The 16,657-nt window shown below is 58.7% G+C and carries 21 protein-coding genes; 3 read left to right on the top strand and 18 right to left on the bottom strand.

Features of this window, described 5'->3' with window-relative positions; translation table 11 throughout:
• Nucleotides 1-4: 4 nt before the first annotated feature.
• The 15 genes from KW821_RS10135 to KW821_RS10200 all read right to left on the bottom strand — a co-directional run bounded on the left by KW821_RS10135 (nucleotide 5) and on the right by KW821_RS10200 (nucleotide 8,037).
• Nucleotides 5-148: a hypothetical protein gene (locus KW821_RS10135; protein WP_218291355.1), complete on the bottom strand. Its 144-nt coding sequence runs from the start codon at nucleotides 146-148 to the stop codon at nucleotides 5-7.
• 41 nt (nucleotides 149-189) lie between these two features.
• A complete protein-coding gene (locus KW821_RS10140; protein WP_218291356.1) occupies nucleotides 190-450 on the bottom strand; it encodes a putative phage tail assembly chaperone in 261 nt (86 codons plus the stop codon).
• A complete protein-coding gene (locus KW821_RS10145; RefSeq protein ID WP_256353440.1) occupies nucleotides 447-680 on the bottom strand; it encodes a hypothetical protein in 234 nt (77 codons plus the stop codon). The genes KW821_RS10140 and KW821_RS10145 overlap by 4 nt, the downstream gene beginning before the upstream one ends.
• Nucleotides 574-1,008 carry a DUF2570 domain-containing protein gene (locus tag KW821_RS21720; RefSeq protein WP_256353424.1) on the bottom strand — a complete coding sequence of 145 codons (435 nt, stop codon included), beginning with the start codon at nucleotides 1,006-1,008 and terminating at the stop codon, nucleotides 574-576. Before KW821_RS21720 ends, KW821_RS10145 begins: the two co-directional genes overlap by 107 nt.
• On the bottom strand, nucleotides 1,005-1,466 hold the full coding sequence (locus KW821_RS10150; protein WP_218291358.1) for a glycoside hydrolase family 104 protein: 462 nt from the start codon (nucleotides 1,464-1,466) through the stop codon (nucleotides 1,005-1,007). Before KW821_RS10150 ends, KW821_RS21720 begins: the two co-directional genes overlap by 4 nt.
• Nucleotides 1,453-1,779 carry a phage holin, lambda family gene (locus KW821_RS10155; RefSeq protein ID WP_039040942.1) on the bottom strand — a complete coding sequence of 109 codons (327 nt, stop codon included), beginning with the start codon at nucleotides 1,777-1,779 and terminating at the stop codon, nucleotides 1,453-1,455. Before KW821_RS10155 ends, KW821_RS10150 begins: the two co-directional genes overlap by 14 nt.
• A 23-nt stretch (nucleotides 1,780-1,802) precedes the next feature.
• A complete protein-coding gene (locus KW821_RS10160; RefSeq protein WP_139737785.1) occupies nucleotides 1,803-2,012 on the bottom strand; it encodes a TraR/DksA family transcriptional regulator in 210 nt (69 codons plus the stop codon).
• A gap of 9 nt (nucleotides 2,013-2,021) precedes the next feature.
• Nucleotides 2,022-2,477 (bottom strand): phage protein, encoded by a 456-nt coding sequence (locus KW821_RS10165; protein ID WP_041214425.1) that lies wholly within the window; start codon nucleotides 2,475-2,477, stop codon nucleotides 2,022-2,024.
• A 3-nt stretch (nucleotides 2,478-2,480) separates the two neighbouring features.
• Nucleotides 2,481-3,593 carry a DUF2586 domain-containing protein gene (locus tag KW821_RS10170; protein ID WP_218291359.1) on the bottom strand — a complete coding sequence of 371 codons (1,113 nt, stop codon included), beginning with the start codon at nucleotides 3,591-3,593 and terminating at the stop codon, nucleotides 2,481-2,483.
• A gap of 4 nt (nucleotides 3,594-3,597) precedes the next feature.
• Nucleotides 3,598-4,284, bottom strand: coding sequence for a phage virion morphogenesis protein (locus tag KW821_RS10175; RefSeq protein ID WP_218291360.1), 687 nt, complete (start codon nucleotides 4,282-4,284; stop codon nucleotides 3,598-3,600).
• Nucleotides 4,281-4,805, bottom strand: coding sequence for a phage tail protein (locus tag KW821_RS10180; RefSeq protein WP_218291361.1), 525 nt, complete (start codon nucleotides 4,803-4,805; stop codon nucleotides 4,281-4,283). Before KW821_RS10180 ends, KW821_RS10175 begins: the two co-directional genes overlap by 4 nt.
• Nucleotides 4,802-5,275 carry a head completion/stabilization protein gene (locus tag KW821_RS10185; protein ID WP_218291362.1) on the bottom strand — a complete coding sequence of 158 codons (474 nt, stop codon included), beginning with the start codon at nucleotides 5,273-5,275 and terminating at the stop codon, nucleotides 4,802-4,804. The genes KW821_RS10180 and KW821_RS10185 overlap by 4 nt, the downstream gene beginning before the upstream one ends.
• A 116-nt stretch (nucleotides 5,276-5,391) precedes the next feature.
• Entirely contained in the window at nucleotides 5,392-6,117 is a 726-nt protein-coding gene (locus KW821_RS10190) for a terminase endonuclease subunit (RefSeq protein ID WP_218291363.1), read from the bottom strand.
• A 3-nt stretch (nucleotides 6,118-6,120) separates the two neighbouring features.
• Nucleotides 6,121-7,155, bottom strand: coding sequence for a phage major capsid protein, P2 family (locus KW821_RS10195; protein WP_218291364.1), 1,035 nt, complete (start codon nucleotides 7,153-7,155; stop codon nucleotides 6,121-6,123).
• 9 nt (nucleotides 7,156-7,164) lie between these two features.
• Nucleotides 7,165-8,037, bottom strand: a complete 873-nt coding sequence (locus KW821_RS10200; protein WP_218291365.1) for a GPO family capsid scaffolding protein — start codon at nucleotides 8,035-8,037, stop codon at nucleotides 7,165-7,167.
• 175 nt (nucleotides 8,038-8,212) lie between these two features.
• Here KW821_RS10200 and KW821_RS10205 point away from each other — a divergent pair, with 175 nt between their 5' ends.
• The 3 genes from KW821_RS10205 (at nucleotide 8,213) to KW821_RS10215 (ending at nucleotide 11,347) form a co-directional block, all read left to right on the top strand.
• Nucleotides 8,213-10,027: a terminase large subunit domain-containing protein gene (locus tag KW821_RS10205; protein WP_218291366.1), complete on the top strand. Its 1,815-nt coding sequence runs from the start codon at nucleotides 8,213-8,215 to the stop codon at nucleotides 10,025-10,027.
• Nucleotides 10,024-11,034, top strand: a complete 1,011-nt coding sequence (locus KW821_RS10210) for a phage portal protein (protein ID WP_218291367.1) — start codon at nucleotides 10,024-10,026, stop codon at nucleotides 11,032-11,034. Before KW821_RS10205 ends, KW821_RS10210 begins: the two co-directional genes overlap by 4 nt.
• Nucleotides 11,035-11,095: 61 nt before the next feature.
• On the top strand, nucleotides 11,096-11,347 hold the full coding sequence (locus KW821_RS10215; protein WP_218291482.1) for an ogr/Delta-like zinc finger family protein: 252 nt from the start codon (nucleotides 11,096-11,098) through the stop codon (nucleotides 11,345-11,347).
• A 255-nt stretch (nucleotides 11,348-11,602) separates the two neighbouring features.
• Here KW821_RS10215 and KW821_RS10220 read toward each other — a convergent pair whose 3' ends face one another.
• From KW821_RS10220 to KW821_RS10230, 3 genes are all read right to left on the bottom strand, one after another.
• Nucleotides 11,603-12,535 carry an HNH endonuclease gene (locus KW821_RS10220; protein WP_218291368.1) on the bottom strand — a complete coding sequence of 311 codons (933 nt, stop codon included), beginning with the start codon at nucleotides 12,533-12,535 and terminating at the stop codon, nucleotides 11,603-11,605.
• Nucleotides 12,535-14,112, bottom strand: a complete 1,578-nt coding sequence (locus KW821_RS10225; protein WP_256353425.1) for an AAA family ATPase — start codon at nucleotides 14,110-14,112, stop codon at nucleotides 12,535-12,537. The genes KW821_RS10220 and KW821_RS10225 overlap by 1 nt, the downstream gene beginning before the upstream one ends.
• A gap of 249 nt (nucleotides 14,113-14,361) precedes the next feature.
• On the bottom strand, nucleotides 14,362-16,635 hold the full coding sequence (locus tag KW821_RS10230) for a replication endonuclease (RefSeq protein ID WP_218291369.1): 2,274 nt from the start codon (nucleotides 16,633-16,635) through the stop codon (nucleotides 14,362-14,364).
• Nucleotides 16,636-16,657 lie beyond the last annotated feature (22 nt).

The raw sequence follows: 16,657 nt of genomic DNA on the forward strand, positions 1-16,657 counted from the left end.
GTCGTTACCCGTTCAGTGCTTTGGCAATGCCCTCGGCCACGGCGGCGGCGTTGGACTCTCGGTGTTGTTTGTCTAACCAGATGGCGCGAGCCAGGCTGTCGAGGTCGTCCTCTTCCTGGGGCAGGTAGTAGCGCCGCAGCGCCAGCACCTGCTCCAGGGGATTTCGCTCGATGGCCTCGGCGCGCGCGGTCAGTTTTTTACGGTGATCTCCAGGGTGGGGGCGAACTGCTCGTTAATGGCTCCCGCCAACTGCAGGGCGGCGCCCGGGCGCTTGAGCAGCTCATCCAGTGCGGCCCTGCTCTCCTGGCAGACGATCTTCTTGAGGTAGTTGTGGGCCGGCGCCACCTTGTCGCTCGGCATCATGTCGTTGATGAAGCCGTTGTAGGCGGTCATGGTCGGTTCAAAGCTGATGTCGGTACCGGCCACAGTCAGGGTCAGGGTCTTGCTCATGGGGTTGTGTCCTCTTGGGTTATCCAGTTGTTCAGGGTGGTGATCTGGGTTTGGCAGCGGCGCAGCGCCATCTGCAGGGTGGGGATAAACCGCACGGCGTCGCCGTAGGTGCTCCCCGTGAATTCAGGCTCCGGGCAGTGGGGCACCAGTCCCGGCGGCGGCAGCCGCTTGACCACCCGGGTTTGCACCACGGTTGTGGGCTGGCTGGAGCAGGCGCAGAACGCCAGCAGGCAAAGGCTCGCGAGCGCAATCCGGGCGGCCCGCCGGCGGCGTGGCCAGGGCTTGTTGCAGGTCATCGGCGGTCTTCCTGTTCTGGTTGTCGAGCTCGGCCAAGGCCGTGTTCTGGTGGGCGAGCAGTTGGCGCAGGATGCTGTCTTCTTGTCGCAGCGACTTGAGCACACTGGCCATCTGGTCGTTCGCCTCTCGCAGGGTGGCAATGGTCTCGTTGGCGGTGGCGAGCTCCCGGGTGCGTTGGGTGAGCCGCTCCCCCTGGGCAAACAGCAAGCTGCCGATCACCAACCCGATCAGGGCCGGTAACAACCGGATGAACGTGCTCATGCCAGCACCCCGCCAAACTCGGTGAACTTGGCCAGCAGATCCGTCAGCTTGTGCTCGCGCTGGCCGTAGCCGGCGCCGGGCAGGCTGGCCCAGATGTTGGCGCACTTGCTGATCGCCTGTTGAATGCGACCCTTGATCACGTCATCCAGTGCCTTGCGCTCACGGATAAGCTGGATGGCCCAGGTGTCCTGGGAGACGGGGCCAAAGTCCGGCAGGCCGAGCGCCGCCTGGTAGTGGCGCCAATGGCGGGACAGGAACTGATAGCGCCCGGCGGCGGTGCTGTGCAGGGTCGGGTTGACCCGCACCAACACATCGGGGTGTTCGCGGTAGTCCTGGAAGAACCCGGCCGGGTTGACCAGCTTGTTGTAACCGTCGTCGCCCAGCCCCTTGGTGCCCTCGGCATAGGCGATCAGGTCGAGAAAGGCGGCCACCTGGGGGTGGCAGTCACTGCGCGGCATTGTTGTCCTCCTTCTTGCTAAACATCAGGGCCGCCCGGTCGCGGATGATGTCGATCCCAAGCAGCCCCACCACGCCACCCAGGAAGGGGGTGGCCTCCTGGGGGATCCCGAGCAGGTGGGTCCCGGTGGCGGCCGCCAAGGTAATGAGGCCGCACAGCAGGGATTCGATCAGCCGGCGGCGACCCCGCCCACCGGCGTAGGTGATGCGCAGGAAGGCGATGGCAAGCGCCAGCAGGGCCCCATAGACGGCGGGCCAGTTGTCCATCAGCCAGGCCAGCAGGGCGGTGGCGAGGGTCGGGTCTTTGTGAGGCATGTGGTTCATGTCCGTTGCTCTGATTAGCGGCCCAGCCTCTCAAGGCGGGTCTGGCAGGGGACGCACAGGCGCACCCCGGGTACGTGGCGGCGGCGTCCCTCGGGGATGTCGTCGTCGCACTCTTCGCACTGGTGCAGGCTTTCCCCCTGGTAGTGCCCCTTGCCCACCTGGTTGGCCAGTTGGACCGCCAGCATGCGGGCGGCGTGGCGGGTGGCGCGGTCGATGTCGTCCATGCGCCCCCCTTAACCCAGCAGGTGGCGGGTGTCTTCCTTGGAGAGGTAAGGCACGCCGTTGAGGTGAACGAAGTCGGGGGAGGTCACAAAGCCTTTCACCTTGTGCACGCTCTTGCTGCCCCCCTTGGGATCGATGTCGAGCAGGTCGGAGACCAGCAGCTTCACCCCGAAGGCCTCCACCTTCATGGTCTCGGTGCCGGTGTCGGCGTAGAACAGCACATCATCCGGCTCCATCCCGCGCCAGCTTCCCGCCCGTTTGGCGGCGTCGGCCAACTGCGAGAAATTCTTGGTGTCGAGCTCGAACTCCAGCTCGGCGGCGACATCGCCATCGACGAAGCCGTCCGGGATCCCCCGGGTTTGCGCCACGGCGCTGTTATCGGTGATGGAGAGGCTGGCCTTTTCGACGTGGACCATGGCCCCCAGGAGGGTGGTGTCAAAGCTGGCACCGGAGATACGACGGGTCATGGGTTAGCCCTCCCCATTGTTGAGGCTCAAATCGAGCATGATGTTGACGGTGATCCCCTTGGGGCAGTCCACGGTGCGCACCACCACAAACACCGAGACCAGGTTCTTGGCGACCCACTGAATGCGGATGTCGCCATCCTGGGGGGAGGCGATGTCGCCCGGGAACGGCTGGCCGTTGATGGTGGCAGCCTTGGCCATCTCCCGCAGATCCTTGCCGAAGTAGGTGATGGCGGCGGCGGTGCTGCCCGGGGTGGAGTTGAACGAGCGATCCCCGATGCGGGCGATGGCGCGCAGGCGCATCCGGCGCGCCACTTTGTAGGCAATGCGCAGGTTTTCGATCACCTGGTAGTCGCCGCCCTCGGCGTCCAGGGTGCGGCCATCGGCCCAGTAGATCCCGTCATAGTCCGGGTACCACATCGGCACCGAGTAACGGTTCTGCTCCAGGGTCTGCAGGGTGGCCAGTGGCAGCGGGATCCCGTCCTTGTCCACCGGCTTGTTGCCAAGGCCCACCAGGGCGCCGGTCTTCACCCTGCAGGGGCTGTCGGCGATGCTCACCGCCCGGTTGCACAGGCGGCCCGCATAGGCGCCGGCCAGGGTCGGCCAAAGCTGCGGGATCAGGGAAACCGAACTCGCCGCGATGCCATCCTGCAGGGTGGCCAGCTCGGCCTCGTAGGTGGACCAGTCCTGTTCGTCGGCGATGGCCGGTACGGCCAGCAGCATGAACTGCCAGCGCCCCCATTTGGCGATCAGCTCCTGGTTGAGGGCGTGGGCGGCGTTGATGGCCGCCTGGTCCCACTCTTGCCCCAGCACCACGACCCCCTCAAACGACTGGGTCTGCTGGGCGTCGCGGGCCGCGTCCAGCCAGGGCTTGTCGGTGGGCAGCACATAGGCCGCCGCCGACCAGTTCTGGCCGGCGTTATCGCGGGCGGCCAGCAGGTTGGCCTTGAGCTCGCTGTCCGCGGTACCGAGCAACTGATCGAAGTCAGATTGAGCGTTGAGGGAGAGCAGCTTGCCGGTGTTGCTGGCGGCGCTGCCGATGAACAGCAGGTGGCGCTCGACCTCGGTCACGGGCCCCTGCATCTGGTTCAAGTTGTTGATCTGTACGTAAGGCCACATGCCGTTATTTCCCCTTCATGTCTTGCTTGTTGACGTCCCAGCCGTAATCGATGCTCTGCAGGGCGCGGGCGAAGGCCTGTTGCCGCTGTCGGGCATTGGCGCCCAGGAACGGGCGCGCCGGCAGATGGATTTCCCAGCTCTCGGCCGCCGGTTCGTCCTTGAGCTTCTTGATGAGCAACCCCGCCTGGGCGTAGTTGAGGTGGCCGGTGATCCAGCCGAGCGAGGCCGAGCGGTATGAGCGCTTGCGCTGACCGGGGCGCTTGAACCCGAGCTCCCGCAACTTGCGGGCCTGGGCCTTGGTGGCCTGCTTCTGCTTGCCGCCTTCACTGGGGGCGATGCGCCGGCGACTGGCGGCCGTCACCTTGTAGGTGTGCCCCTTCTGGTGGGTGTTGGCGATGACCCCGGCGTGGGCGCTCATGGTGCCTTTCTTGAACCCAACCTCGGCCACGTCCTGGCGCGGCTCGTGGATCACCAGCAACTTGGGCAGGCCGCGCAACATCTTGCGCTTGCCCCGCTTGCGTGGGGCCCAGGCATTACCGTTGGGATCTTGCTGCTGGCGCACGTGACGGGCGGCCAGCTTCTTCATCTCGTTGGCGGCGCGCCATACCAGGCGCTTGCGCTGCTTGGGCGGCAAGGCCAGCAGGTTGAGCTGGTCTTTGCTGCGACGGGTGTCCAGGGTGATGGTGATCATGAGAGGCCACCCACCTGGTGAGCGCCGGTATCACCCACGTTCAGGTCAATCTGCTCGGCCACCCAGATGTCATAGGGAGCCACGTTCCAGCGCTTGCCGAGCCAGTTGATGGGCCCTTGCTGGTGCTCGATAAGGCGCAGCGGCTCGGCAAAGGGGAGCTGGATCTCGAGATCGGCGGTCTGCTCGTCGTTCGGGGTCACGGCGTACTCGGGATCGGGCAGGTCGAGCTGCCCGCGCACCTCGTCGTGCTCCTGTACCCAGGCGGCGACGGCCGCCAACAGAATGGCCGGATCCAGCTCCCGAAACGGCAGCTGCTCTATGGTGAACACCGCCTGATAGGTGAGCCAGGCCACGTCCACCCCGGTGGGCCCCATGTTCCTGGGTTCGAGCTTGATGGTGCCGTTCTCCATCCAGCTATCCAGGCGGTTGTGGCACTTGGCCGGCAGCACCCGCAACAACTCGGCGTGGAGCGCCTGCAGGAAGTAGCCCTGGGCCTGCTGCTCGTTCATGGCGGCGCTCATATCAGCGACACTCCCGCCCGGTGCTTGCCCTTGATGCTGCGCACCAGTTGCTGGCTCTCGGCCAGCAACTGGGCGCGCTGGTCAGGGGAGCGCTCCACCTGGTTGTTGGCGGTGGCCCGCTCGGTGACGCTGGCGAACTCCGGCAGCAAGGCCGCCTTGGCCCGGGCGAAGACGGCAGCAAGGTACTGCTCGGTCAGGGCGTTTCTGCCGGAGTCAGCGCCATCGTCAAGGCTCGGACCCGGTACGGCGGCGGCACTGGCATAACCCTTGCCCTGCAGGGCGGCCTGGTGGCTGGCGAGCTGCAGGTTTATTTCAGAGACGGCGGCCAGCAAGGCGGCGCCGGTGGTCTGCTGGTCCAGATCGGCAGGCAGGGCACGGCGGCGCTCGAAGTCGGCGACGGCCACATCCGGCCAGAACCCGTCATTGCGGATAGTGGCGGCGCTGTAGTCGATGTCCTTGCCTGCAAACATGGCTTGCCTCGCTGGTTGAATGGGTGCACCCCTGAAGCCACGCAATTGCCGCTGAGTTAGCCAGAGGCTGCTCATGGCATTCGCGCCGGGGTGCGACGGCGCGGAGAGTTGGTTCGTTATTCGGGATTGAGCGCCCGCAGGCGCATGGCAATCTTCTGGCGCAAGGTGCCGACGCCCACCTTGCCGTGCAGTTGGTCGGCCTGGGCCAGCCAGTGGTCGGCCTGCTCCAGGGTGGCGCTGTCCCCCACGGCGCTCGGGCGGGGCTGGCCGTCGTGGTCGCGCAGCAGCAGGCAACCGGCGGCCTTGAACCACTTGGCGGTCAGCCGCTCGTTGAGGCGCCAGTCGCAGCGCACCTTGTCGAACACCCGGGAGAACCAGGGCTCGACGGCGTGCCCCTCGGCCGCCTGTTTCTCGGCCCACTCCAGCACGGTGTCGGCCACGAAGTGGGCCCAGTCGCGCTTGATGTTGGTCGGGGTGCGTTGGCCCTGGGCGATGGCGAGATCCGCCCAGGCGATGCCGGCGTCGAAGTCGCCCACATCGAAAGCCCAGATGATGAGGCGCTGGAACAGCTCGTTCTGATAGGGCTGGCCGGACTCAGCGACGGCAGCCAGATAGCGCTCCACATAGGGGCGGTACTTGGGCATCAGCTCATCGCGTTTCATGTTCACCCGGTCGCCGATGCGGGCCAGCTTGCGCAGCCGGACCATGTCCTGCTCCAGGGCAATCAGCTGCAGGTGCAGGCTGTCGGCCACGGCGCCGGTGGCGACACCTGAGCTGGCGGCCTGCTGGGCCCCCTGCACGGCGTGAACCCGCTGCTTGTGACGTTGACCGGGTGAGCTCATGGCTTAGGCCTCGGGAGCTGCCGGCGCGGCGCCGATCTCGATGTCGGCCTCTTCGAAGCCGCCATAGGCCAGGTGTTCGCCGAGGGCATAGCCTTCCATGCGCCAGTACTGGTTATCGAAGCACTTCTTGTCCTGGTTATCGTCCGCCTTGCGCTTGCGGGTGCCGCGCTGGGTGTAGATGTGCAGGTTGTCCAGGGTGGTGACCACCATCCGCTTGCCCGGGAAGAAGGGCGGGATATAGGCGCGGCGCCCGGCGATGGACTCGGCCAGCTTCTGGGCGGCGATCTGCTCGCTCGGCTTGGTGGCCTCGCTGTAGAGCTTGGCCTGGGCGGCGGCGATAAGGTCGGTACCGACCAGCACCACCAGACGCGGGTCCTGGCGGAACAGGGGATCGATGGTGGTGTTGATAAGATCGGAGGCCATCTCGTCCAGGGTCTTGTAATCTCCCTTGCCGTCCGGGTCGAAGTAGATCTTCTTGCCGGCCTCGGCCTTGATGATCTGGCTGCCGCCGTTCCACTCGCGGGCGATCTGGTGCCAGCCCTTGTTGACGTCTTCCCCCAGCGGGTGCTCGGCGGGATCGGTATCGGCGGCCGCTTCCACGCCGTTCCAGCCGACCCGCAGCATGTCCAGAGCAAACGCCTTGTTGATGAAATCGCCTACCAGGCGCAGGAACTCGCCCTCGCTGCCGGCGTTGGTCGCCCAGTCCAGAGAGGCGCAAGAATCGGTCTCGGTCAGCTCGTAGGTGTTGCCATCGACGCCGATCTTGCCGTTGAAGCGGCCGTTCTTCTTGCGGCCGGTGAACAGCTTGCCGATGCCAACCTGCACCACCTGACCCTTGATCTGGTCCACATCCAGGCAGGTGATGAGGCCGAGGAATTCGACGGAGGCGAGCAGGGCGGCGCGCAGGCCGGTTTCCACCGGGCCGGTGACGCTGAACTGCTTGGCCAGGGCGTTGACGGGGATGCCGTAGGCCTTGGCCAGGGCATTGCTGTATTGCTCCAGGCGCTGCATGGCCTGGACGGTAAGGGTCTGGCTCACGGTCGCTCCTTAATAGACTGCAGGGGTATCGTCACCGCCGAGTGCACCCGGGCGCTGGCCCGGCTTCTCGACGGAGAACTGGTCGATCTTGCCGTTCAGCTCGCCGAACTTGTCGGTCAGGCTGGCCAGGGTCTGCTCCAGCTTGCTGAATTGCGCGGCGCTGATGCCGGGCTTCTCTTCCACCTTGTCGGGTTCGGTGGTTGTGGTGGCGGGTTGTTCGGGCGCGGGGTGGGTGCCCAGCTTGGCGCTGAAGCCATCGATCTTGGTGCCAAGGCCATTGAGGGCCCCCAGCATCTGATCGAACTGTTCTTTGGTCATTTCCTCATCCTCGGGTTGGCTGGGGGTAGGTTGGGGGGCTTGCTCGCCGTGGCTGGCCAGGAAGCTGAAAAACTTGGCGATCAGGCCATCGGCCTTTTCGTGCTTGGGCAGCTTGAACGTGGAGAGATCCAGCGGCTCGCTGGTGCCAACGGCCTGCCCCTTGTTGCTCTTGCTGAACTTGAGATGGGTGGTGCCGATGCTGGCCGGTTCATCGGTGACGCCGAGGCCCAGCAGGTAGGTGCGGCCCAGATCGGCGAAGTTCTCGAAGGGCTCGATGGAGCAGAACTGATACTGGCCGCTCTGGTTCCAGTAGATGAGATCCCGATTTGGGCAGAGGATGGCGAACAGCTTGAATTTGCCATCCACCTCTTCGGTCTTGAGGGCCTGCACGGTGCCGTAGCTGGACCAGCGATCGTGATCGGGCCAGATGACGGCGGTGTAATAGGTCGGGTCGTAGGTCTCGGCCATGTCGGTGAGCCAGTCGCGGGTAATGTCCCGCCCGTCCACCGCTTTGCCTTCGGTGGCGATACAGACCCAGCCAGTTCTCAAGGTTGATTCGTTCATGCCTGCTCCCAAGTGATGCGGGCTCAGGCTATCGGGTCGGCAAGGGGGTTTCACGCTATGGTGTTCGGCGGGATTCGGATCCAGCAGGAAATCCGAATTGCTCAGAACATCAGTGGGATAAGGGAGGGGAGGGGGCTGGCTATGATGGCGCCATCATTCACCGGATGGAGGCGCCGTGGCGTACCCCGAAGAGATCCGCAATGCGACGAAGGGACTCTACCTTAAACGATGGACACCCCAGGAGATCAAGGACGAACTGGGGCTCAACTCCTGTCGCATCATCTACTACTGGGCCGAAAAGCTCGGCTGGCGTGACCTGCTGACCGAAGAGGCAGTGGAGGATGCCATCAATCGCCGTGTGCAGGTGTTGCTGCATCGGGAGAAGAAAACCCCGGGCGAGCAGGAGGAGCTGGACAGGCTCATCGGCCACCATGTCAGCCTCAAAGAGAAGGCGCTCAAGTGGGCCGAGCGCGAGCAGGCCCTCAAGATCCAGCGTGAGCAAGGGCATGAGCCCGGGCCCAGCCGCAGCAAGCGTGAGCAAAGCCGTCAGGCAGGCGGTAGCCGCAAGGGCGGCAAGAAGGCCAAGAACGAGATCGGGCATCTGACGGTCGATGACTTTACCGAGTGGCTGGGTACCCTGTTCGGCTATCAGTTGCGGGTGCGGGAGGCCAAGAACGACCCGGCGCTGCCGCGCACGCGCAACATCCTCAAGTCCCGCCAGATCGGCATGACCTACTACTTCGCCGGCGAGGCGTTGGAAGATGCCATTCTGACCGGCGGCAACCAGATCTTCCTGTCCGCCACCCGGGCCCAGGCGGAGGTGTTCCGCTCCTACATCTGCAAGATTGCCCAGACCTTCCTTGGCGTCACCCTGACCGGCAACCCCATCGTGCTGTCGAACGGGGCCGAACTGCATTTCTGCTCCACCAACTCCAACAGCGCCCAATCCCGCTCCGGCAACGTCTACATCGACGAATACTTCTGGATCCCAAACTTTGAGAAGCTCTCGGACGTGGCCAGTGCCATGGCGACCCAGAGCCACTGGCGCAAGACCTACTTCTCGACCCCGTCAAGCAAGGTGCACGAGGCGTACCGCTTCTGGACCGGGGAGCGCTGGAAGGGGCAACGCCCGAGCCGGGTGGCCATCGACTTCCCTGGCGAAGATGACCTGCGCGACGGCGGCCGAGTCTGCCCGGACAGGCAGTGGCGCTACGTTATCACTATCGAAGATGCCATTCGCCTCGGTTGCCACCTCATCGACATCGAGGAGCTCAAGGACGAGTATCCGGAGGAGGTGTTCGACCGTCTTTACATGTGTCGGTTTATCGACGATGCCCTGTCGGTGTTCAAGTTTCAGGACATGGAGCGGGCAGGGGTGGACCCGACCCGGTGGGAGGACTACAAGCGCGGGCGGCCTGACCCGTTCGGCCGTCGGGAGGTGTGGCTGGGCTATGACCCGAGCCGCACCCGCGACAACGCCACTCTGGTGGTGGTCGCCCCGCCCACCGTCGCCGGCGAGCGTTTCCGGGTGCTGGAAAAGCACTACTGGCGCGGGCTCAACTTCCAGTTCCAGGCGCAGGAGATCACCCGCATCGCCAAGAAATTCCGGGTCACCTATCTCGGGGTCGATGTCTCCGGCATCGGCGCCGGGGTGTTTGATCTCTTGAAGCCGGTTTTTAAAGGGGTGTGCCACCCCATCAACTACAGCATCGAGAGCAAGTCGCGGCTGGTCCTCAAGATGATCGACGTGGTGGAAGCGAATCGCATCGAGTGGGACAGCTCTGATCGGGACATCCCGCTTGCCTTCCTCGCCATCAAACGCAGCACCACCGGCGGCGGCCAGATGACGTTCCGCGCTGCGCGCGACAACGTGACCGGACACGCCGACGTGTTCTTTGCCATCGCCCACGCCGTGGCCAATGAGCCCCTCGATACCAACCGCAAACGCAAATCCACCTGGGCAACCAGCCAGGAGAGAAAGGCAGCATGACCAAACGAAAACAATCGGCCCAGGCGGCCACCTCACCCAACCGCAGCGCCGTGGCCTTCAGCATGCCGGAGGCTATCGATCCCACGGCCTGGATGACCGATTACACCGGGGTGTTCTACAACCCCTATGGCGAGTATTACCAGCCGCCCATCGAGCGCAAGGGGCTGGCCAAGGTGGCCCGGGCCAACGCCCACCACGGGGCCATCCTGATGGCGCGGCGCAACATGGTGGCGGGGCGCTTTACCAATCAGCGCGCCACCATCACGGCGTTTGTGCACAACTACCTGCAGTTTGGGGATGCGAGCCTGCTCAAACTGCGCAACGGCTTTGGCCAGGTGGTGGGGTTGCACCCGCTCTCCAGCGTCTACCTGCGCCGGCGCGAGGATGGCTGCTTTGTCTATTTGCAGCAGGGCAAGCCGAACCTGATTTACCGGCCGGAGGATGTGATTTGGCTGGCCCAGTACGACCCCGAGCAGCAGGTCTATGGCATGCCCGATTACCTGGGCGGCCTGCAGTCGGCACTGCTCAACCAGGACGCCACCCTGTTCCGGCGTAAATACTTCCTCAACGGTGCCCACATGGGGTTCATCTTCTACGCCACAGATCCCAACATGGACGACGACACCGAGGAGGAGATGAAGGAGATGATCGCGAGCAGCAAGGGGGTGGGGAACTTCCGCTCCATGTTCGTCAACATCCCGGACGGCAAGCCTGATGGCATCAAGCTGATCCCGGTGGGGGACATCGCGACCAAGGATGAGTTCGCGGCCATCAAGGGGATCACAGCCCAGGATGTGCTGACATCCCATCGCTTTCCGGCGGCGCTGGCTGGCATCATCCCGACCAATGGCGGGGGAGGGCTCGGGGATCCCGAGAAGTACGACGCCACCTATGCCAGGAACGAGGTGCTGCCGCTCTGCGAGCTGGTGCAGGACGTCATCAACATCGCTGGACTCCCTCGATCCCTCTGGGTCGATTTTCGGGAGAATGTAGGCTCCACTGTATAAACAAACAGTGATCACTGTGGCAAAATAGATCGTTGATTTTTATGGGGAAGGGGGGGAAATGATGCGGGTTTACTGCAAAGTGTGTGGCCAGCGGGGCCGCATTACCAAGACCAATCGCCTGAGCAATGATGTCTCTGATCTCTATTGCCAGTGCACTGACGCCGAGTGTGGTCATAGCTGGGTGGCCACCTTGTCGTTCGCCCACACCCTAAGCCCCTCGGCCAAGACCACAAACCAGTTGGTGCTGAGCTTGATGGGCTCGTTGACACCAGAGGGGCGACAACTGATGCTACAAGGATTGAGTGGACAGTAGCAACACGCAGTTTAATAGTCTGAGATAAATGCAAATATTCTAGCTGTCACGTCTGACAGCACTGAGCAAGTCTTCATTTACCCAATAAGATGTGGAGTGCGCTCATGGCATCAGCCCCCTATATGAGGGGGCGTTTAGTGAAAAAATATTATGAGGCCTTTCAATATTTTTAATCCATGCTGTTTTATATAAAAATGGGAAGATTAATAGTAGCATTGGAAATTATTGTGGCTCGATTAATAAATAAAAAATCCATTAGAGGTTTTTAGAAGTATTGAACACATCAACAGTTTCACTTTGTAAAAAATCTCTCGACTGTGACAAGCATTTATACATGATTTTTCTCCAATGATTTTCAAATAAATGGCCTGTTATAACAGGCTCTAAAATAGTATCAATGAATTCTAATTTCAATTCGTCTTCGGACATGGACTCTCTATTCTTTTCATAAAAGCTATTCCTCTGGCTGACTATATCAGTTAGATGGTCACCCGCTCTTGCGCTATATCTACTAGCTAGGTCGAAGTCAGTGAAATGTTTTATGGCTCTTTGTGCATCAACTAGTGACCATGTGTCTGGTGGTGCAGCCGTGTAAATAACAACTCCTGGGTTTACCGGGTCATTAATGTCATTGGAAATATAGCTGGCAAATACCCACTGCTGCGTATAAAAAATATCATCATCTAAATATGGATGGAGGATTTGATCCCTTGGAGCTGTTGCATAATCATCACCTTTTTCACCCATGTTACAATCTCGACAAGATGGTACTAAATTCAAAGGCAATACAGATAACTGTGGGAAATGGGCTATAGGTAGAAAATGATCAATGTTTTTTGGAACCCCAATTTCACCACAAAATGGACACCGTCCTTTTGCTGACGCAAGCAGTTCATCATATATTAATCTGGCTGGTTTTTTAAGATTTCTTAGGTTGCTAGTGTATAGTGACTCTAGTTTTGATTTTGTGAGGCCAGGAACTACAACACTATTTCTGTTAATGCCTGTTATTTTAGGGAATCTGCATAGATGTCCTGCTCCACCTAATGCTCTATATTGATTTTCAAAAGGTATAAGATATTGTTTTGAGGCTAGGAAATTAGCCTTAACATTAACCTGCTCCATTCCATCAGAACATTTTTTTAAAACATCATTGAAATTGTATGGAGGTTCAGGGAGCTTTCTCATTATTGAATCCCTCGATCTCTATTTATTATCATGGATTTTAACACCGAGCGTGCTTCCATACCCATCTGATCGTTATATTGCTCCAGTACTTCCTGATAGCTCATGCCTCTATTAACAGATTTTGATAATAAACTGTGATAACCAGAGTTTACTACTTCTAATCCGAAAACCTCTTTAGTTAATACGCCTACGTTTTCACCAAAAGTCTCTATGTCTAGGCGATGTGGAACAATGACGTCTCCAACTCGGTTAATTTTCCAGACGCATGTTCTCGGTACTTCTTGAAGAACAACAGGTGAGTGCGTTGCTATTATAGCAACACCGTTCTGTTCAAAAAGCAATTCACTTAATGCCCGAATAAATGCTGATAGTAATGGTGGATGCAGATGCCCTTCCGGTTCATCAAGTAATATAAGTGTTTTTTCTTCAATCTTTGATATTATTTTTGTGATAGTAAAAAGGACAATGGCATGGCCAGAACTGAGGTGCTCTAATATATCAATGATCTCATCATGCAGTTTCGCAATGAATGGTTTAGAGTCAACCTGTTCATTCTCCTTAAGATTTCTTTCAAGTCGACGATAATACCTAAATAAAATAGACAGATTCATTGATTCGAAATTTATATCTGTTTCTAGCTGATTAATTGCATTAAACCACAACTCTCTTTTATTATTTAACCGGTAGCAATCAACAAGTGATTCTACAAATTCATACCTTAGCTCTGACAGAGTTAAGTGACTCTCTGGATTTTTTTGACTCTTTAATCCGATATAAAAATAACAGGTTCCTTTGCTTGGGTTGGGCTGTTCTTTAGGAGGTAAGAAGGGGTCAAATGCACTAAATGAAATCGATATTAGACTGCTGAAATAGTCTGATTCTATTGGTCTTCTTTGCCATGAGTTTTCAATGAAACTACATGTTCCCTTTTGGGTGTTGGTTATTGCATCAATCATCCCATTAAGAATTGTAGTTTTACCTGAACCATTTCTACCTATCAATGCATGTATGTTTGTGCTTGGTGTGGAGTTATCCTTAACATTGAAATCAAGTTTAATAGGGTATGTTTCATCATCTTCACCATCACGTACGAATGAAAATTTAAACGCTGTGAGTTCAGGTTTTCCAGCAAGAGCCCTTGCATATTGTCCTTTTATCGATGTTAAGCTTGAGTCTCGAAGTAAGGATATTCGAAATACGTCCTCTTCCTGTACTGCATCTATAATATCTTGATTCAGTGTAATATCATTTAATGAAGTCAGAATTTCCCTAGCTAAGCTATTGTTTAGCAGAGAAAGATTCCTGTAAAAATCAACATCCACTCCTACAGAGAAGAAAATAGAAGATAACCTAGAAAAATTAGGTTTTATTTTCTTGTAGGTAGGTGTTTCTGTAGTCTGTCCTTTAAAAGCGATCTTGATGTATCCGATATCATGATACTCCCCATTTTTATCAAAAACTGATAAATAGAACATTGTCATGAATGAATAGTCATTCCAATTGTCAATTTTTAAATACACATGGTTCTTTGCATTTTGAGGAACTCTTTCATGTCGTTCTAATACTGTAAACTCCATGATAATCACTCTTTGTAGTACGGTCAGGATTTGAGTTGTATACAATACTGTGACATTTGTCTACAAGAAGCCTCAAGTGAAGCAGATTATAGAGGGGTATTTTTGTGTAGCAATCCGCTAGCACTTCATTTTGTGTGATTTTTAGTCAGAATGCCATCCGATGAAACTTTTAGTTACGGGGATTATTGTTTTGTCAGTCCAGATCAAACGCATTAAACGAAACCAATTGGATGGTATTTAATTGAATGTTTATTTTTGTATTGTTGGGTTACCCTGTTTCTGCATCCATTCCGGCGCATCCAGCCCTTCCAACACACGCCACATCTCCGACTGATAGGGCTCCGGCATCATATCGATCCAGCGGTGTGTCCCGGCGTGGCCTTGGGCCTGGTACACCTTGCCGCACAGTTCAACCAGCATCGGCCAGTCCTGATCGCCTTCCGGTACTGCGTATTCATCCGACAGGCCCTGTTCGGTTGGCGGCAGGCCATCTGGTATCCAATCCGGCTCGCTCGGGATCGCTCGGCTCGACTGCACCTGCCCGTTCTCCAGCCAAAGGGTGAAACCGTCCGCCGTGACGCTGGCGCCGGCCCGCAAGCGGTCGATGGAGAAGGGCGATAAACCCCATTGATCTGTCATTATCTGGTCTGCGAAAGCCTCGGGGTCGGGCCGCGTACAGTTATTGTCAGAGCTCCAAGGAGCCGGGCTGTCGCCCGACTTAACCCCAACACCCCAAGCCGAACCCTCGGCGGCCTTAGTGGCCTCAAAGGTACCGGCAGGAACCACTTCCCACCCGGTCAGTCGGGTGCGTACACCTAGGCGGACGGTGTGTAGGCCCATCAGACGCTTGATGTCTTCGCCATAAGCGTTGGCTTGCTCCTCGATGAGGTGTGCCAGCTTGATGGGATGTTCGGCACGGGTCGCCAGGGCGCCGCCCATGGCCTGCAGGTAGCAGCGAAAGATGCCGTTGTCCGCGGCAAAGCGGGCGGCCTCAAAGCGTGGGTCTTGCAACACCGGTTTAGGTGGACCCACCAGATCGCCATGCTTCTTGGCGTTGCTGATGCGGCGCAGCTCGCGCCACACTCCGACCGGGGCGCCGCCAATTTGCTGGAAGGTGCGGATCCCCCACCAACTGGCCCAGGCGCATGCATGCTGGGCTCCTTGATCAGCAGGAGTGTCGGACTCCTGATCACCATCCACATGCTCACCGTCGATGTTCTTGGCGATATAGGCGGCGATGTAGCCGGTGGCGTCGCCCTTGGCCGGATCTATCTCTTTCCAGTCAAAGCGGGGTGTAATGTCAGTGAAGAGCGGGCGCCCCTGGATCTCGCGCACCAGCTCTTGATGATCATCGGTGAGGGCATAGCGCTGCAGGGTGCTGATCACCCGCCATTTGTTGGCAGGGCGCATAAAGAGCAGCATGTGCCAGTGCGGGGTACCATCGTGATGAGGTTCGCACACCCGAAAGCCGTAGACAGGTAAATCATTGCGCTTGAGGGCGGCTCGGGTCAGGCTCCACAGCTTGGCCAGATAGGCGCAGGTTTCCCGCGGGGTAGCACCCTCGTATTTTTCATTTTCGACCGTCTTGCCATTGCGGCCAGTCTTCCAGGCATGAAAGCGGCTCGGCGCAGTCCAGGTGAAGAAGACCCCCACATGGCCCTGCTCTTCGGCGTAGTCTTCAAAGCCGCGCATCCGCACCATCATCTCATTGCGGCGGTTGACCGGGTTGGCGTTGCTGGCTTCCCAGCAATCTTTCATCGAGATCACCAGGTCATGCTGGGTGTTCATCACCTCCGACTCGGCCAACCAGCGCATCATGGCCCGCTTGCGCTCGCGCACCACCTTCATGGTGGCGTTCGACACATACGCCGAGACTCCCTTACGCACCTTGCCGAGCACGATATTGATGTGCTCCTGCAGGCGATCCCAGGTGCGGTTGATACGCTTCTCCCACCACTTGGCTGAGAGCAGGCGCACCATCACGCTCAGGATCCAGTTATCACGCACTTCCTCGGTCTTGAACTCAGGCAGCTCCCCAATAAAGCCCCACTGGTCTGCAGGCTGGCGGATGACCTCCCAGGTCAGCAGCAGATCCGGCTCATCGCCGGCCTGGATACCTTGCTCGACGTTGTGCCAGATGGCGGCCGTCTGATTGGCGAACTGGTGCGCCACTCGTTTGCGGCCCTCCTCATCGCGCAGGTGCTGGGGATCTACCGGGATCGCCTGGATAAGACTTCTCACCCGCTTGGTCCGCTCGCGCAGCCAGATATTGGCATTGCGGGCATGGCGGGTGCTGCCATCCTTGCGGCGGCGGACGTACTGTTTGAACAGGGTCTGGTTGAGGTGGGGAGAGAGGCCATCGAGCAGTTGCACGGCCCAGACCAGATCGCTCTGGCCCGGGGTGCCGGTGAAGACGGGGCCAAGGGCGCTGGTGTCGATATCGGGCAGAGCGTTGGAAAGGGTGTCGATGCGCTGCCGCAGTGTCCTTTTGGACAACGGCAATAGTTGGGTCTTGAGACTCATTCGATTTCAATCACGCCGATGC

Source organism: Aeromonas sp. sif2416 (assembly GCF_019218665.1).
Lineage (GTDB): Bacteria > Pseudomonadota > Gammaproteobacteria > Enterobacterales > Aeromonadaceae > Aeromonas > Aeromonas encheleia.

Coding starts and splice junctions, on each gene's coding strand:
- KW821_RS10175 (WP_218291360.1), bottom strand. CDS start 4,284: ATGATCACCATCACCCTGGACACCCGTCGCAGCAAAGACCAGCTCAAC.
- KW821_RS10170 (WP_218291359.1), bottom strand. CDS start 3,593: ATGTGGCCTTACGTACAGATCAACAACTTGAACCAGATGCAGGGGCCC.
- KW821_RS10210 (WP_218291367.1), top strand. CDS start 10,024: ATGACCAAACGAAAACAATCGGCCCAGGCGGCCACCTCACCCAACCGC.
- KW821_RS10160 (WP_139737785.1), bottom strand. CDS start 2,012: ATGGACGACATCGACCGCGCCACCCGCCACGCCGCCCGCATGCTGGCG.
- KW821_RS10190 (WP_218291363.1), bottom strand. CDS start 6,117: ATGAGCTCACCCGGTCAACGTCACAAGCAGCGGGTTCACGCCGTGCAG.
- KW821_RS10165 (WP_041214425.1), bottom strand. CDS start 2,477: ATGACCCGTCGTATCTCCGGTGCCAGCTTTGACACCACCCTCCTGGGG.
- KW821_RS10200 (WP_218291365.1), bottom strand. CDS start 8,037: ATGAACGAATCAACCTTGAGAACTGGCTGGGTCTGTATCGCCACCGAA.
- KW821_RS10140 (WP_218291356.1), bottom strand. CDS start 450: ATGAGCAAGACCCTGACCCTGACTGTGGCCGGTACCGACATCAGCTTT.
- KW821_RS10220 (WP_218291368.1), bottom strand. CDS start 12,535: ATGAGAAAGCTCCCTGAACCTCCATACAATTTCAATGATGTTTTAAAA.
- KW821_RS10225 (WP_256353425.1), bottom strand. CDS start 14,112: ATGGAGTTTACAGTATTAGAACGACATGAAAGAGTTCCTCAAAATGCA.
- KW821_RS21720 (WP_256353424.1), bottom strand. CDS start 1,008: ATGAGCACGTTCATCCGGTTGTTACCGGCCCTGATCGGGTTGGTGATC.
- KW821_RS10180 (WP_218291361.1), bottom strand. CDS start 4,805: ATGAGCGCCGCCATGAACGAGCAGCAGGCCCAGGGCTACTTCCTGCAG.
- KW821_RS10215 (WP_218291482.1), top strand. CDS start 11,096: ATGCGGGTTTACTGCAAAGTGTGTGGCCAGCGGGGCCGCATTACCAAG.
- KW821_RS10185 (WP_218291362.1), bottom strand. CDS start 5,275: ATGTTTGCAGGCAAGGACATCGACTACAGCGCCGCCACTATCCGCAAT.
- KW821_RS10155 (WP_039040942.1), bottom strand. CDS start 1,779: ATGCCTCACAAAGACCCGACCCTCGCCACCGCCCTGCTGGCCTGGCTG.
- KW821_RS10230 (WP_218291369.1), bottom strand. CDS start 16,635: ATGAGTCTCAAGACCCAACTATTGCCGTTGTCCAAAAGGACACTGCGG.
- KW821_RS10150 (WP_218291358.1), bottom strand. CDS start 1,466: ATGCCGCGCAGTGACTGCCACCCCCAGGTGGCCGCCTTTCTCGACCTG.